A 13,623-nucleotide genomic window follows, 5' to 3' on the forward strand; every position below is an offset into this window, starting at 1 on the left:
TAAGACGGTTGGAGGCAGGGCGGGACTGAACCGTGTCACAAATATTTCGTACGAAATTTGGCTCAGGACAGCACAACGATGCCGGGCAATGCCGTGACTTTAGCGCCATAGGCTTCCCGGACCAGCGCGATCAGATCGTCCACGCGATCGATCGGAATCCGTGCATCGACCGGACGCCGGCCCAGCGCCTCATTCATCAGCACGATGCGTCCGGTCCGATAGCGGTTGACCTCATCCACGACCTCGGCAAGCGGCATCTGCCGGAATACCAGTTGTCCGTCTCGCCACGCCATCACGACGGCCGGATCGACCGTCACGGGCGCGCCAACCGCACCATCGGCATAGGCAAGCTGCCGGCCAGCATCCAGTTCGATCGATAGTCCCGCATAGTCGATCGCAAGGGTTCCGCAATGACAGGTCACCACCGAACGGCCGGCATCGCATCGCAGATTGAACTGCGCGTCGGCGGCATGAACGAGGCCACCCGCCGCCCGCACCGTCAGCGCTCCCGTGTGCCGTGGCCACACCGATATGGCTGCCTCCCCCGCGATGAGTTCGACTTGGCGCTCGCCTGTCGTCTGGCTCACATTGAGGCTGCTGCGTGTGTTCAGCTCGATGCTGACGCCCTCGCCCACTGCGATTTCGCGGCGTTCGGCCGTACGGGTTCGATAGTCGGCCGCGAATTCGCGCGGCGACGGCCAGAGCTCCATGGGCGGGCGCGCCACCAGATAGCCGGCACCGGCGACCGAGGCGGCGATCGCTCCGCCGAGGAACCAACGCCGCGATGGCCGGCTTTGTGGCGACGCACCGCTTGGCAAAGCCGGCGCCGCAGTCGGTCGCCGGGCTACGTCATCGAGACGGTCCCACAGCAAATTCGCCTCGGCAAAAGCCCTGGCATGGGCGGGGCTGCGCTCGCACCACGCCCTTAGCGCCCGCGCATCCCCGGCGGTCGCGTCGCCTGAGGTCAGGCGCATGAGCCAGGCCCGCGCCTCGCCGTCCAGCGTGTCCGCCGCGCTTGCGTCCGTCATTGGGGTATCTTTCTCAGCCACTATCCCCCCCATGACTCTTTTGCGATGCCGGGACCGAACCGGCGAACGACTTTTCTTCCGAGCCGCTGCGCGCAATGCTGCAAGGCCTGCACAAGCTCCTTCTCGACCATGCGGGGGGAGATGCCGAAACGCGCGGCGATATCGGCATGTTTCATTTCGTCGATCCGCGCGAGCAGGAAGATCGCCTTGCGCCGCGGCGTCAGTTCGTTCAGCGCCGCGGCGAGCGCGTCCATCTCACGCCGTGCCTCGGCGATCCGTTCCGGATCGAGCGTATGGTCCATCATGTGGCGCAGGACTTCGACCTCGGCCGCGGACAGTTTGCGATTGTCGGCTTCCTTGCGGTCAGCAGCCTCGTTGAGCGCCATCCGGAACAAATAGGATTCCGGTTTCTGGATGGCGCTGGCGTCGCCAATCCGCTCCAGCCGCAGCCAAGTCTCGTGCAGCACCTCGATCGCCAGCGCGTCGGAACCCAACCGGCGGCGCAGGCGCTCGCGAAAGCGTTGATACTTGTCCTCGAAAATCGCCCGCATGCGGGCGGTCGAGTTCTCCGTCATGGCGCCGCCGATCGTCCATTGGCGCAACGCCGCGCGGCTCGGTCGCCGCTCAGGATCATGGTCACCGGCTGCGGCAACCCGACCGGCGGTGGCGCCAACCGGGTCCGCAGCAACCGCTCGGTCAGGGCGGCAGCTTGTTCATCGATATGAACACTGACGGCGTGGACCGCATCGACCTCACCAGCCGCGCTAATCCAAACCTGAACCACCGCTCGCTTTGGGCCGAGGTCAATTCGCGGGTCACTGCAAAATGATCGTTCAGACGAATTCTGAATGCGCGCGAAATAAGTCTCGTACTCACCACGGCGGCGATGATCGGAAGAACTTCCGATCGCTTGACCCGATGTGTTCGGGCCGACCGCGAAGGCGGAATCGTTGACGCGGCGGAACGAAAGGCCCGTGCCGGCCAAAAGAATGCGCAAGGCGTCATGCGGCGCGAGCCGTCCCTTCACCATTGAGGACGTCTTGCCGCTTGCGACCTCGGCGTCGATGAGCGCGGACATACCGGTCTGGTGAGCGAAAACGGCGAGCGCCACCGCAAGGGGCTGCACCGGAATATCGAAACGCCGCATATCGTTCGAAGCCGACACAGCCCCGCCAAACATCAGAACTAAAAGCATTGCCGCAAGACGACTAACAATGCCCTGACGCGCAAGATACGGCGCGGGCATAGATCTCTCACCCTTGCGTTAGGCGACACCGCAACTGGAACTACGTAGCTATGGCACAATTGTAACAATTGGATGTCAGAGATTTGGTCCGTCCGTAGACAGCGCAACGTCCGCTTTGCGCCAAGAGGAACTCTCTGATGGCAGCTCCTGAAAGCGAGTAGCTTTCAGTCTACCAATGATAATTCCGCAGCATCCGGTCTTTGGTGGAGGATGTGCCGCGTACCTTTGTCACTTTTCGTCGAGGCCATCTTTGCCGCAAGCACATGGCCGTCGGCGTTCAGTATGAACGTTTCCGATAGCAAAGAGAACGATAAGACAATGCCTACCCACAGCTTCGGCAGAAGCTTTCCGCATCGGGTCATATTCCCCTTCCCCCCCTCAAACTGAAACGTACCCGGCTGTTTCACAACAGCAAGCTTCAGCTCCGGAGCGGGCGTAAGTTGGAATCGATCTTTCCGAACATTTCCAAGACAATCAAAGTTAGTACCGATGATACCAAAGCATCGCACCCAGGTTACGCGACTTCTGATCTATCTCGGCCGATCACATTGTCATTAACGACGGCAGATCGACAATCTGAATGAGACCGCCATCCGGGCCATTTCTTATCGCGATATCGCCGGCCGCCTCGCGAATGATTTCCGCGAAATTGTGAGACCAAGCCCAGCTCAGGGAACGTTCTGCGCACGAGCAGGATCGGCTCGGACAAACGGTTCCAATACCTGATCCAACAAGTCGGGCGCTACGCGAGGACCTTCGTCACTGATCGTGATCTTTGCAGTTTTGCCTCCGGTTACGCGGACCGTACCGAATCCCCCTGCGCGTCGCTGCGTCGATGAGCAAATTTCGAAGTGCCCGTTTTAGCGCAACACGACTTCCCATTACGACCGCATCGACGGTACCGGAAATCTGGATCTGAATTTCGGGGAACTCTCGGCTTTCGACACCCGATCTTCGGCCAAAGACTTTCCGGAATCTACGAAAGGCCGCCAAATCGGGGGCCCTTCTCGGCTGGCAGGGCGGCCTCGACTAATGCCCCGACTGCCTGGCTGGGGCGACAGTAGTACTCGTACCCGTCTCTCATACCTTTCCCTGCAAACAGGGAATTTTACAGGGAAAATAGCTTTTCAGCTCCCGAAAAGGTCTAGATGCGGCTTCTTTTCCGCTTGGATTTGCCCCATGTGCGCTTTATTCCCTGTGAACTGAGCAGGGAATTATTTCTGCCTTGCAGGGATTTTTGACGCCCGATCAGCGATCAGTTCGAAGGCTCTGGCATCGCCACCCTGGGCCAGCAAAGCGCCTACTTCTGGTGACGCGGCTACTGCATGAGCTGGAGCTTCAGGTTTCACGACACGGCTTCCTCGCTGGTTTCAACCCGCAAGCTTCAAGACGATATTCGCGACCCGCTTGCCAAGTGAAGCCGCCGCATCCAGATCAGTGGCATTGAAGGCCTCATCCGGTAAACAGATTGCCGACACTCCAACGCCTCCAGCAGCCCATCCTCCACCAAACGCGCTCTCGCCCACGGTACCTATCCAGATGTAGGCGTGTTGCTGCGATAGCAGGAATAGGTAGGTAAGGGTCGCCAGACCATCGCCCTTGGCAGAGGTTGACGTCGTGAAGCCGGCGGAAACCGTTCGGACCTTCTTTCGATCGGCACGGTGCGTCGCAAAAGCGTCAGAAAATTTCTTGAACTGCCACGCAGGCCCTCCCGCGTGGGTCGGTGATCCGAAGACAATCCCGTCCGCACTCGCAAAAACTTTGAGGGCGTCCTCGTCTAATTCGCCGTTGGCATCTATTCGACACATCACCGCTTCCACCCCTGCAACAGACGCGATACCGCGCTGCACCGAGTCCGCCAGTTTGGCTGTGTGGCCGTATCCGCTGAAGTAGACGATTGCGATCTTCGTCACGACGCTCCTCCCGCATCTCGATCTTGACGATCATGCGACTCGCCCGACACTAATCGGCTTGCCCACTACGCAACGACTGGATAGCTGCCAACCAATCGTCCCACATGATCGGATCGTTGGGAGCGCCATCCGCCCACATCATTCCTCCCAGAATGAACTCGACTTCGCCATCTTGTTTCCCGTGGCGCTTCAGTACCGATCTTAGAAAGAGCCTCGCCGCATCGAAGCCTTCCATGACCGAGATATTGTCGTCCTGGCCTAGCGTGCGGGTGTCAGAAACCATCATCCGCTCTCCTTACGATTTCGATCAGGCATCGCCGAAGATTGTAGTCGTCCAAACGCGCACTTCGCCGATCAGACCGCCGCCTCGTATAAGTCCGCCACATAATCCCAGTTCACGAGATGGTCCAGGAAGGCTTTGATGTAGTCGGAGCGGCGATTCCGATAGTCGATATAGTAGGAGTGCTCCCAGACATCGCAACCGAGGATCGGGACGCTCCCCCTTACCAGCGGATTTTCCCCGTTTGGTGTCTTCATCACCTCTATCTTCCGGTCTCGCACCGCAAGCCAACACCACCCAGAGCCGAACTGCCCGATACCCGCGTTCGTAAAACTCTCTTTCATCCGTTCTACAGACCCAAGTCCTCCACAATCCTCTCCTCTAGTCTCGTCGGCATGAGACCTCCGCCGCCGGGCTTCATCCATTCCCAGAAGAGAGTGTGGTTGTAGTCCTGAGCGGCATTGTTGAACACTGACGCATCCTTGCCGAAAGATGCTGTCACGATGTCTTCTAGGCTCTTACCTTCCCATTCCGTTCCAGCGATGAGCTTGTTCAGCGTCGCAACGTAACCCGCATGATGCTTGTCGTGGTGATATTCGAGCGTCTTCGCCGACATGAGCGGAGCAAGTGCGTCATAGGCGTATGGGAGATCGGGCAGCGAAAATGTCATCTTTCCCTCCATTCCTCGGGGCGGTCGCGACGGTTCCTCTCGTCATGCCAGCGGTCTCTCCTTGGCCCTGGCGAACTGATAACATCTGGATCGTCCCACGAGCAGCAACCTACGTGCCAGAAGTCCGATCCATTAGATTCAACAGATTATGGCTCGCAACCGACTACCATCGGACAAAATGTCGGAATGACGCTGGACAATTTGTCCCGAATGAACCCTCCTTGCTGGATCGCGTGCCTCGGCAACATCAGCCTCTTTCTTTACCAATCATTGAACTACATCCAGTAGGCACCAACCGATTATCTATTCGACTTCAATGACCTCTTGCGTCGCGACCTCGTGCGGAGAATTGAAAGATGCCATTCTGTCGCGAGAATTGTCCGTTACAGAGGTGACTGTCGATGCATCCGTCAACGGCGCCTGAGCGGATAAGCCATCGCGATACCGGGAAGGCAAACCCTAACCGGAAGGGTGTCGTTTCCGCCGTGATCATGAACCGGAAGGCGTCGTCTTGGTAGCTGCGATAACCACCCCAGACGCGCGACATAGCCCCTCGCAGCGCCGCCTCGTCGTCTATGTGGCTCTGGCCGGCAATATCGCCGTCGCCATCGTGAAACTGATCGCCGCCGTCGTCACCGGAAGTGCGGCCATGTTCAGCGAGGCCGTCCATTCGGCCGTCGATTGCGGCAACGAAGGCCTTCTGCTGTACGGATATCATCGGGCGGCACGTCGGCCGGATCTCGTCCATCCATTCGGTTACGGAAGGGAGCTCTACTTCTGGAGCTTCATCGTCGCGCTTCTTCTTTTTGGTTTGGGCGCTGGGGTTTCTATCTATCAGGGCATCGCTCACGTTATCGCGCCGCAACCTATCGAAAACCCGTTAGTGAGCTACGTCGTTCTCGGTTTCTCCTTCGTGTTCGAAGGTTCCTCCTGGATCGTCGCGTGGCGAGCGGTGAAACGGGCACGAGGCGAGCTAAGTTTCTGGACCGCGTTTCGCCGCAGCAAGGACCCGCCAACTTTCGTGGTGCTGTTCGAAGATAGCGCGGCGCTTATCGGAATTCTCATCGCCATTCTGGGAATCTTCGTGGCAATTGAGCTGGAGATGCCCGTACTCGATGGCGTCGCATCAATACTAATTGGCCTTGTCCTCGCCGTCATCGCCGTCCTTCTCGCCATCGAAAGCAAGAGCCTGCTTATCGGAGAACGGGCGTCCCCGGCGCTTGTCGAGACCATCTGCGCCATCGCCGAGAGGGAAGCCGGGGTTGTTCACGCAAATAGCGCCCTCACCGCACAGCTGTCGCCCGACCAGGCCGTCGTCGCGCTCAGCATCGAGTTCGAGCGTGACCTGCGGACCGACGACATAGAGCGATGCGTCGCATCTATCGAGAGGGCCGTCCGCGCTTCACATCCCGAAGTCATCGCCCTATTCGTTAAGCCGGAGAAAATCGTTGATTCTCGCGCTGCGAGCGAACGACGTTTCACGATCCTCTCCAAATAGCGCGCCAGACCGCGAGACAAACTGTCGGCTTCGGATCGACAGATTGTCTCGTGAGGAGATACTTCGTCTCGCAACTACTTGAATTTGCTCGCCCCGCAATTTGGCATGACGATTGCGTAGCCGGTTCCTCGACAAATCGTCGTCACCGAACGCGGGAGTTTTTCATGACTGACGCCGGTAAGGCCCATTCTGCCGATGCCAATTCAAACGGATCCCGCTCCGTAGGCGACGTCACAAAGAATGCTCGCGAGAAGTGGGCGTGGTTCGTAGCACTAGGAGCGCTAATGGTTCTACTAGGTGCCGTAGCAATGATAAATTTAGCCGTGACCACAATCGCGACCGTAATCTATATCGGTGTCCTCATGCTGATTGGCGGCGCATTCCAGTGCGCACAGGCTTTCAAGATCAAGACATGGTCCGGTTTCGGATGGTGGCTCTTAAGCGGTGCCCTATATGGAACTGCCGGCATTACCACAGTCGCTAATCCATTGCTTGCCTCCTACATCCTCACCCTCATTCTTGCAGCCTTCACTCTCGCCGCCGGCATCTCTCGAATAATCGTCGGTCTGCGAACGAAGCCAAACGACGGGTGGACAATTCACGCGGCGTCGGGACTGATCACCACCGTGGTCGGTTTCATCTTCCTGCTCGGCTGGCCGGTAAATAGTCTGTGGCTATTGGGTCTGCTTTTGTCGGTAGACCTCTTGTTCCAGGGCTGCATGTGCCTCGCCTTCGGCATGCGCCTTAAATTGCCGCCGCATTCCGCTTTTCCCCCAGGAGCGACGTAAGCACCCCAACCCGAATGGTTTGCCAACCGGTCGCGCGCGCGTCATAATTGACGCGCGGGCTCCGGTCGATCTTTGGAAGAGGACCTTCGCACAATGAACAATAGACATGGCTATCCGAGCGACCGTCGGTTCCCGTCGCAGCAGCAGCCCTCCGATTCCGGACGAGTCGTACCAAGCGAGCCCGCTGCGGAAATTACAGAAACTGAGGCTGCAGCGCTCCCTTCAACGGAGCAATTGCAGATGGACAACGCTGACTTGAAAGACAGACTGCTGCGGGCTTTGGCCGAGGTCGAGAACATGCGACGCCGCAGCGAGCGTGACGTTGCGGATGCGAGCAAATACGCGATCAGCAAGTTTGCGAAAGACATGATCGCAGTCGCGGACAACATGGAACGCGCCGTGGCCAGCGTTCCGCAGGCCGAACGAGAACGGGACGCAAATGCGACGGCTGTCCTGCATGGCATCGAATTGACCGCCAAGGCGATGCGAGACGCTCTTGCGCGCAACGGGATCGAGAAACTCGAACCTGTGGGACATCGCTTCGATCCGAACTTTCACGAGGCGATGTTCGAGGTGGTCGATCCGTCGAAGCCGAATGGCACGGTCGCCGACGTGCTGGAACCCGGTTACTCGATCGGCTCCCGGCCTCTTCGACCCGCAAAAGTCGCAGTCACCCGAGACAAACCCCTTCAGTGATACGCATGAAACTGATTGTGCTGGTCGGGATATTGCCACTTCACAGTTCTTCCATCCACAATTCGCGAGAATATGATCATGACGAAGAAGTTCGATCCCGCTCCGAGAGACAAGCTTGCCGTCGATCCGAAGAAGGCCATGGAATTGGACGAAAAATTTAGCCAGCTTGAAAAAGGTCTGGAAGAGACTTTTCCGGCTTCAGACCCCGTCAGCGAGACGCAGCCCAAGCCCTCAAGATATTGAAGTCGACGTCCGCTGCTGCGCATCGCAACCCGTGCGTATATCGGCAGCATTGAATAGCCATGCGGTACTATCTGGATGCGGAGTTCAACGGATTCGGGGGTGAACTTCTCGCGCTTGCGCTGGCACCCGAGGATCAGTCGTTGCCGGCCTTCTATCAGGCGATCACTTGCGCAAGTCCGACGCCGTGGGTACGCGAGCACGTCATCCCGGCTCTCGCTACCGTGCCGATTGCGCGGGAGCGAGTCGCCGAACTCTTCTTTCTCTACCTTCACAATGACGAGAACCCGACGTTGATCTCAGATTGGCCCGAGGATATCGCCAATGTCGCGTGACTTCTCATCACTGGCCCGGGAAAGATGCTGCCGATACGGCGCCTCAGGTTCGAATTGGTCGATTCGGCGATCATCACGCCCTACGTTGCATCGGACATGCAGCATAATGCGCTTCGCGATGCGGAAGCCCTGCGCGCGACCGTCCTTGCTTACGAGGAACGATCGCAGTGGGAAGCATTCGACCGCGCCCCGTACCACAGCTCACCTTGAACATCGTGTTCGACGGGTTAGGCTGAGCCGCCTCACTTCGGCGGTAGCTGGGGCGGTCCACGCCAAATGGGTAAGCATAACTGATCGTCTTGATCGGGTTTACCGCCACGACTGATCGCCAAGACGAGACGCGTAATCGCGCATTCGAGAGCTTCGACAGCGTCAGAAAAGCCGAATCGAAGTGCTTTGGCCCGTGCCATGACCAAATCTCGACGAAGTAGATCTAGACTAGTTTCTTTAAGATTCATATTTGCGACCTGCCCGCAGCTCTAACGAGCAACGAATTCTCGGGGGTGATGTTCGCCTATGTCATCAAGACAGATTGCGCAGTACCCGAGCGGCTACTGCGTTTATCCTATCCGCAATGCAGACGACGATTAGGCGATGCCCGTTAGCTGCGGACATGAAGACCTTCAAGTCCGATATCGAGCGCCCCAGCAGAGCTATTACTTCACTCTGCGGCCCCTGTAAAAGCCTTCATTGGTGGTGTTCTGCTTAATGTTAGCTGTCTCACCTTGCTCTGCCGCATTGTCGACTCTTTCCTGTCGAGAAGCATTTCTCGCTTCCTCGTTCGCGGATCCTCCCGGTCCCTTCGTGCTGCGACTGGCAGGTGGAATCGGAGGCATTTCGTTATGACGCGACATTCTCGATCTCCCTTCGCTCAATTAATTCCGATAGCACTGACTAATTTGATGATCGGATTGTTCGATCAACACCAAAGGCTCGTCACAATGTGATCAATTACCGCAAGATCGTACCGTCTTTCGCCTCACCTTGCGTGATCAGGCGAGCACTGCGTTGACCGGTGCTGTGGATCCACAGCCAGCTTAGCGCGACCGCGAGGCGATGCTTCAGTCCGATCAAAAAGTAAATGTGAGCGACGCCCCAGATCCACCATGCCAAGCGCCCCTTAAGTCGGGTCCATCCGAAATCGATCACAGCCGCCCGCTTGCCGATGGTCGCCAAACTACCGACATTACTATAGCTAAATGCTCCTATCGTGCCGCCAGCGAGCCTAGCCGACACGAGCTTAGCAACGTAGCACCCCTCTTGCTTCGCCACAGGTGCGATGCCGGGGAGTAACTTTCCGTCGCGTGTTTCGACATGAGCGGTATCTCCGATTACGAAAACTTCCGGATGACCCGGCACAGATAAATCGGGTTCGACCATTACGCGCCCAGCACGATCGGAAGTCACTCCTAACCATTCCGCGGCAGGCGACGCCGCAACTCCCGCCGCCCAGATGATCGTCCCCGCAGGAAGTAGCTCGCCGTCAGTCTCTACACCGCCGTTCCTACAGTCGGTCACCGCATGTCCAAGCCGGATCTCAACACCGAGAGCTTCCAGCGCTCGTTGAGCATAGGCTGAGAGCTCTTCGACAAAACCCGGCAAGATGCGTGCACCAGCTTCGATCAAAATCACAACGGCCTTCTGCGTATCGTAGTTGCGAAAATCGTCCTTTAACGTCTCCTTCGCGAGCTCGGCGATCGTCCCGGCAAGTTCGACACCCGTCGGTCCCGCACCTATGACGACAAATGTGAGCCACTTCGCCCGCTCCTTCTCGTCGCGTGCCCGCTCAGCGGCCTCGAATGCCGTCAGGATCTTCCTGCGGATGTAAGTCGCATCCTCCAAGGTCTTCAGGCCAGGAGCGAACTTTTCCCATTCGTCATGCCCGAAATACGAATGACGCGCTCCAGTGGCAAGAATGAGCACGTCGTAGTCAATGCTTCCCCCGTCTTCGAGCCGGACCTTCCTCTCGACGAGATCGACGCCAGTCACGTGTCCGAGTAGCGTCGTCACGTTTTTATATCGGCTCAGCAGCGACCGGATCGGCCAAGCTATTTCCGAAGTCCCGAGCGACGCCGTGGCAACCTGGTAGAGAAGCGGTTGAAACAAGTGATGGTTGCGCTGATCTATCACTACGATCGGTATCATCGTCTCCGCCAGATTTCGGACGGCCTCAAGCCCTCCGAAACCTGCTCCGACCACCACAATCCGCTTAATTGCCGAGGCAGTCATGATCGACCACCGACGTATCCATGGACTGCGAGTCTCGCCGCATCGACGGCATCGCATCGGTATCGGCAAACCTCCAGACCACAGCTTAAAGAGCGACCGTGAGCCCGAGACATCGCCACCGTATCTACTCGCCTGATCGCAATGCGACCGAAGCTTCCGCGGTCAACATTCGGAAAGTGAACGTCTCCTGGAAGTAGAGATCGATATCAGTGGCCGAATGGGCAGTGTAACCGATCGAGAGATCCTGCCCCAGGTGCAATTCGTAATTGTTCGGCGTCATCGCCTCTGAGACCAAATGAGGGACTTCACGAAAGGAGGATTTCTGGTTCATCGTAGCCGTCAGGAGCGAAGATGAAGCAGAAATCCGAACTGGGCAAAGCGCCCGCAGAACAAGTGCTAAAAGATATCCGGCGGCAGACGCGTCGGCAGTATTCGGCGGAAGAGAAGATCCGTATCGTGCTGGAAGGACTGCGCGGCGAGGAGAACATCTCCGAGCTGTGCCGCCGCGAAGGCATTGCCGCCTCGATGTATTACGGTTGGTCGAAGGAGTTTCTGGAGGCCGGCAAACGCCGCCTGGCGGGTGACACGGCCCGTTCCGCCACGTCCGGTGAGGTGAAAGACCTTCGCCGCGAAGCCTCCGAATTGAAGGAGGTGGTGGCCGACCTGACCCTGGAGAACCGCCTGCTCAAAAAAAGCATGAACGGGGCTGGGGAAAACGAGGCATGAGGTATCCAGCATCCGAGAAATCCGAAATAATCGCGCTGGTCGAGCAATCGCATCTGCCTGCCAGGCGCACGTTGGAAAAGCTCGGCATCCCGCGAGCCACCTTTTATAGATGGTACGATCGCTATCGCGAGGGTGGCATCGAGGCGCTGGCCGATCACCGCTCCAAGCCGGACCGGGTCTGGAATCGCATCCCGGACGATGTCCGCGGTCAGATCGTCGATCTGGCACTGGAACACCCCGAGCTGTCGCCGCGAGAGCTGGCGGTGCGCTTCACCGACGAGAGAAAATACTTTGTCTCCGAGGCTTCGGTCTATCGGCTGCTGAAGGCGCACGACCTGATCACCAGCCCCGCCTATGTGGTGATCAAGGCGGCTAATGAGTTCAAGGACAAGACCACGGCGATCAACCAGCTTTGGCAGACCGACTTCACCTACCTCAAGATCACTGGCTGGGGCTGGTACTATCTATCGACGGTGCTCGACGACTTCTCTCGTTACATTGTGGCCTGGAGGCTTGGTCCCACCATGTGCGCCTCCGACGTCACGGCCACGCTCGATCAGGCGCTTGCCGCCTCAGGCCTGGACCACGTCAATATAAAGCAGCGGCCACGGCTTCTGAGCGACAACGGATCAAGTTACGTCGCGGAAGATCTGGCCACCTGGCTCAAGGGCAAGGATATGCAGCATGTGCGCGGTGCGCCGTATCATCCCCAGACCCAAGGCAAGATCGAGCGCTGGCATCAGACCTTGAAGAACCGCATCCTGCTCGAGAATTACCATTTACCGAGGGACCTCGAACGTCAGGTCAGCGGCTTCGTCGAACACTACAACCATCACCGCTATCATGAGAGCATCGACAACCTCACGCCTGCGGATGTTTACTTCGGCCGAGCCGAAACCATCCTGACTGAGCGTGCGCGCATCAAACGTGAAACCATTGCAAACCGCCGCTTGCAGCATCGATTGCAAGCCGCTTAAACTTTAACCCTAGATGAGCCAGATCCTCCCTTCTCGAAATGCCTGAGCGGTCTCAAATTATCTGACGACGAACAGTGGGAGGGGCGGAAGCTCTGGGGCCATATGATCGTCGCGTGCAGATCGATTGGCCGCCAGATTTCGCTTCTAGATCAAGTCGACAGAGATTTCATAATACGCTGTCTCTGTGCATTTTCCGGAGGGCTCGTCGCCCGCTTGCGCAACAGGGACGAACGGGCTGCGATCAAACACTGGCTTGACGAAGACAACTTGACCAACTGCGATGACTGCAACGAAGTATTGAATCAGATCGGATTACGATGTCTCGCACTGATGCAGCAGGGCACTATCACTCCGATCCACTATTCTGTCATCGAAGGGCAGCTCACTTCGCTCTCCCGCGTCCAAGCGGGCTGCGAACGGATTGTAAAGACGCCAGTCCCCTTCGCCTATTCGCTTCTCTTGCACAGAACTGCGCTCATCTTCTGTCTTACTCTTCCGTTCTCCCTAGCGGGCTCCCTGGATTGGTGGACTTTTCTTCCAGTACTGCTCGTCGCCTACACGTTCTTCGGGCTGGATGCCTTGGGTCACGAACTCGAAGATCCATTCAGTTTGGAGCCCAACGGCCTTCCGCTCGGCGCGATCCAGCGCACCATCGAGCGCGAGTTGCTTTCGCTACTCGGCAAGAACGAGCTCCCGGAACATATCGAACCGCACGATAGCGTCCTCCTGTAGAGGCGCTCAAGCTTGCCTACAGACCATCTACACTCACGGAGCCATCAAGGATAATCTCGACCGAGTAACCGCGTTCGGCTCGCGACATCGCTCGACAAAGAGGTCGAATTGGTCATTCGCTCGTCCGGAATGGAGGAGCATCGTGCGGCCGTCAGGGCATAACGACGTTACCCCCGATGTTGCAACGATTTGGTGCTTGCGCAGTTCAGCGCGCATCAGGGCGGCGCGGGTTTTCGTTTGCTCCTCCCGCGCGCGTATTTGGAAG

General features: G+C 57.9%; 14 protein-coding genes and 1 pseudogene. 7 read left to right on the forward strand and 8 right to left on the reverse strand.

From position 1 onward, the window contains the following. Nucleotides 1-62: 62 nt before the first annotated feature. The 6 genes and pseudogenes from E0H22_RS19670 to E0H22_RS19695 all read right to left on the reverse strand — a co-directional run bounded on the left by E0H22_RS19670 (nt 63) and on the right by E0H22_RS19695 (nt 5,137). Nucleotides 63-1,028, reverse strand: a complete 966-nt coding sequence (locus E0H22_RS19670) for a FecR family protein (RefSeq protein WP_233022671.1) — start codon at nt 1,026-1,028, stop codon at nt 63-65. 20 nt (nt 1,029-1,048) lie between these two features. Next, nucleotides 1,049-1,603, reverse strand: a complete 555-nt coding sequence (locus E0H22_RS19675; RefSeq protein ID WP_233022672.1) for an RNA polymerase sigma factor — start codon at nt 1,601-1,603, stop codon at nt 1,049-1,051. Beyond that, complete coding sequence (locus E0H22_RS19680; RefSeq protein ID WP_233022673.1) at nt 1,600-2,274, reverse strand: STN domain-containing protein; 675 nt, start codon at nt 2,272-2,274, stop codon at nt 1,600-1,602. The genes E0H22_RS19675 and E0H22_RS19680 overlap by 4 nt, the downstream gene beginning before the upstream one ends. Before the next feature lie 1,370 nt (nt 2,275-3,644). Next, nucleotides 3,645-4,187 (reverse strand): flavodoxin family protein, encoded by a 543-nt coding sequence (locus E0H22_RS19685; RefSeq protein ID WP_233022674.1) that lies wholly within the window; start codon nt 4,185-4,187, stop codon nt 3,645-3,647. 49 nt (nt 4,188-4,236) lie between these two features. Continuing rightward, the gene (locus E0H22_RS19690; protein WP_233022675.1) at nt 4,237-4,473 is read right to left on the reverse strand and encodes a hypothetical protein; all 237 of its coding nucleotides are present in this window, start codon (nt 4,471-4,473) and stop codon (nt 4,237-4,239) included. Nucleotides 4,474-4,541: 68 nt separating this feature from the next. Continuing rightward, nucleotides 4,542-5,137, reverse strand: a pseudogene (locus E0H22_RS19695) (superoxide dismutase). A gap of 511 nt (nt 5,138-5,648) precedes the next feature. Here E0H22_RS19695 and E0H22_RS19700 point away from each other — a divergent pair. The 5 genes from E0H22_RS19700 (at nt 5,649) to E0H22_RS19720 (ending at nt 8,694) form a co-directional block, all read left to right on the forward strand. Further along, the gene (locus E0H22_RS19700) at nt 5,649-6,635 is read left to right on the forward strand and encodes a cation diffusion facilitator family transporter (protein WP_233022676.1); all 987 of its coding nucleotides are present in this window, start codon (nt 5,649-5,651) and stop codon (nt 6,633-6,635) included. 164 nt (nt 6,636-6,799) lie between these two features. Continuing rightward, complete coding sequence (locus E0H22_RS19705; protein ID WP_233022677.1) at nt 6,800-7,423, forward strand: HdeD family acid-resistance protein; 624 nt, start codon at nt 6,800-6,802, stop codon at nt 7,421-7,423. Nucleotides 7,424-7,663: 240 nt separating this feature from the next. Continuing rightward, nucleotides 7,664-8,119, forward strand: coding sequence for a nucleotide exchange factor GrpE (grpE, locus tag E0H22_RS19710; protein ID WP_233026439.1), 456 nt, complete (start codon nt 7,664-7,666; stop codon nt 8,117-8,119). A 78-nt stretch (nt 8,120-8,197) separates the two neighbouring features. Beyond that, entirely contained in the window at nt 8,198-8,362 is a 165-nt protein-coding gene (locus E0H22_RS19715; RefSeq protein WP_233022678.1) for a hypothetical protein, read from the forward strand. A 59-nt stretch (nt 8,363-8,421) separates the two neighbouring features. Next, complete coding sequence (locus E0H22_RS19720) at nt 8,422-8,694, forward strand: hypothetical protein (protein ID WP_233022679.1); 273 nt, start codon at nt 8,422-8,424, stop codon at nt 8,692-8,694. Between the two features lie 951 nt (nt 8,695-9,645). On the opposite strand, the gene E0H22_RS19725 is transcribed toward E0H22_RS19720, so the two are convergent. After that, a complete protein-coding gene (locus tag E0H22_RS19725; RefSeq protein WP_233022680.1) occupies nt 9,646-10,923 on the reverse strand; it encodes an NAD(P)/FAD-dependent oxidoreductase in 1,278 nt (425 codons plus the stop codon). Between the two features lie 124 nt (nt 10,924-11,047). Beyond that, nucleotides 11,048-11,254 carry an encapsulin gene (locus tag E0H22_RS19730; RefSeq protein WP_347340803.1) on the reverse strand — a complete coding sequence of 69 codons (207 nt, stop codon included), beginning with the start codon at nt 11,252-11,254 and terminating at the stop codon, nt 11,048-11,050. 20 nt (nt 11,255-11,274) lie between these two features. Between E0H22_RS19730 and E0H22_RS19735 the strand changes: the two genes are divergently transcribed. Together E0H22_RS19735 and E0H22_RS19740 are read left to right on the forward strand one after the other, a co-directional pair. Further along, a protein-coding gene (locus E0H22_RS19735; RefSeq protein WP_151612149.1) for an IS3 family transposase occupies nt 11,275-12,626 on the forward strand; the annotation gives its coding sequence in 2 pieces (ribosomal slippage) (nt 11,275-11,611 and nt 11,611-12,626; 1,353 coding nt in all). 102 nt (nt 12,627-12,728) lie between these two features. Next, nucleotides 12,729-13,358, forward strand: coding sequence for a bestrophin family protein (locus E0H22_RS19740; RefSeq protein WP_233022681.1), 630 nt, complete (start codon nt 12,729-12,731; stop codon nt 13,356-13,358). Nucleotides 13,359-13,623 lie beyond the last annotated feature (265 nt).

The organism is Rhodopseudomonas boonkerdii (genome assembly GCF_021184025.1).
Lineage (GTDB): Bacteria > Pseudomonadota > Alphaproteobacteria > Rhizobiales > Xanthobacteraceae > Tardiphaga > Tardiphaga boonkerdii.

What these genes read in the sequence shown, in the direction of transcription:
- E0H22_RS19670 (WP_233022671.1), bottom strand. Translation starts at nt 1,028, where the DNA reads ATGACGGACGCAAGCGCGGCGGACACGCTGGACGGCGAGGCGCGGGCC.
- E0H22_RS19675 (WP_233022672.1), bottom strand. Translation starts at nt 1,603, where the DNA reads ATGACGGAGAACTCGACCGCCCGCATGCGGGCGATTTTCGAGGACAAG.
- E0H22_RS19680 (WP_233022673.1), bottom strand. Translation starts at nt 2,274, where the DNA reads ATGCCCGCGCCGTATCTTGCGCGTCAGGGCATTGTTAGTCGTCTTGCG.
- E0H22_RS19690 (WP_233022675.1), bottom strand. Translation starts at nt 4,473, where the DNA reads ATGATGGTTTCTGACACCCGCACGCTAGGCCAGGACGACAATATCTCG.
- E0H22_RS19705 (WP_233022677.1), top strand. Translation starts at nt 6,800, where the DNA reads ATGACTGACGCCGGTAAGGCCCATTCTGCCGATGCCAATTCAAACGGA.
- grpE (WP_233026439.1), top strand. Translation starts at nt 7,664, where the DNA reads ATGGACAACGCTGACTTGAAAGACAGACTGCTGCGGGCTTTGGCCGAG.
- E0H22_RS19715 (WP_233022678.1), top strand. Translation starts at nt 8,198, where the DNA reads ATGACGAAGAAGTTCGATCCCGCTCCGAGAGACAAGCTTGCCGTCGAT.
- E0H22_RS19720 (WP_233022679.1), top strand. Translation starts at nt 8,422, where the DNA reads ATGCGGTACTATCTGGATGCGGAGTTCAACGGATTCGGGGGTGAACTT.
- E0H22_RS19725 (WP_233022680.1), bottom strand. Translation starts at nt 10,923, where the DNA reads ATGACTGCCTCGGCAATTAAGCGGATTGTGGTGGTCGGAGCAGGTTTC.
- E0H22_RS19730 (WP_347340803.1), bottom strand. Translation starts at nt 11,254, where the DNA reads ATGAACCAGAAATCCTCCTTTCGTGAAGTCCCTCATTTGGTCTCAGAG.
- E0H22_RS19740 (WP_233022681.1), top strand. Translation starts at nt 12,729, where the DNA reads ATGATCGTCGCGTGCAGATCGATTGGCCGCCAGATTTCGCTTCTAGAT.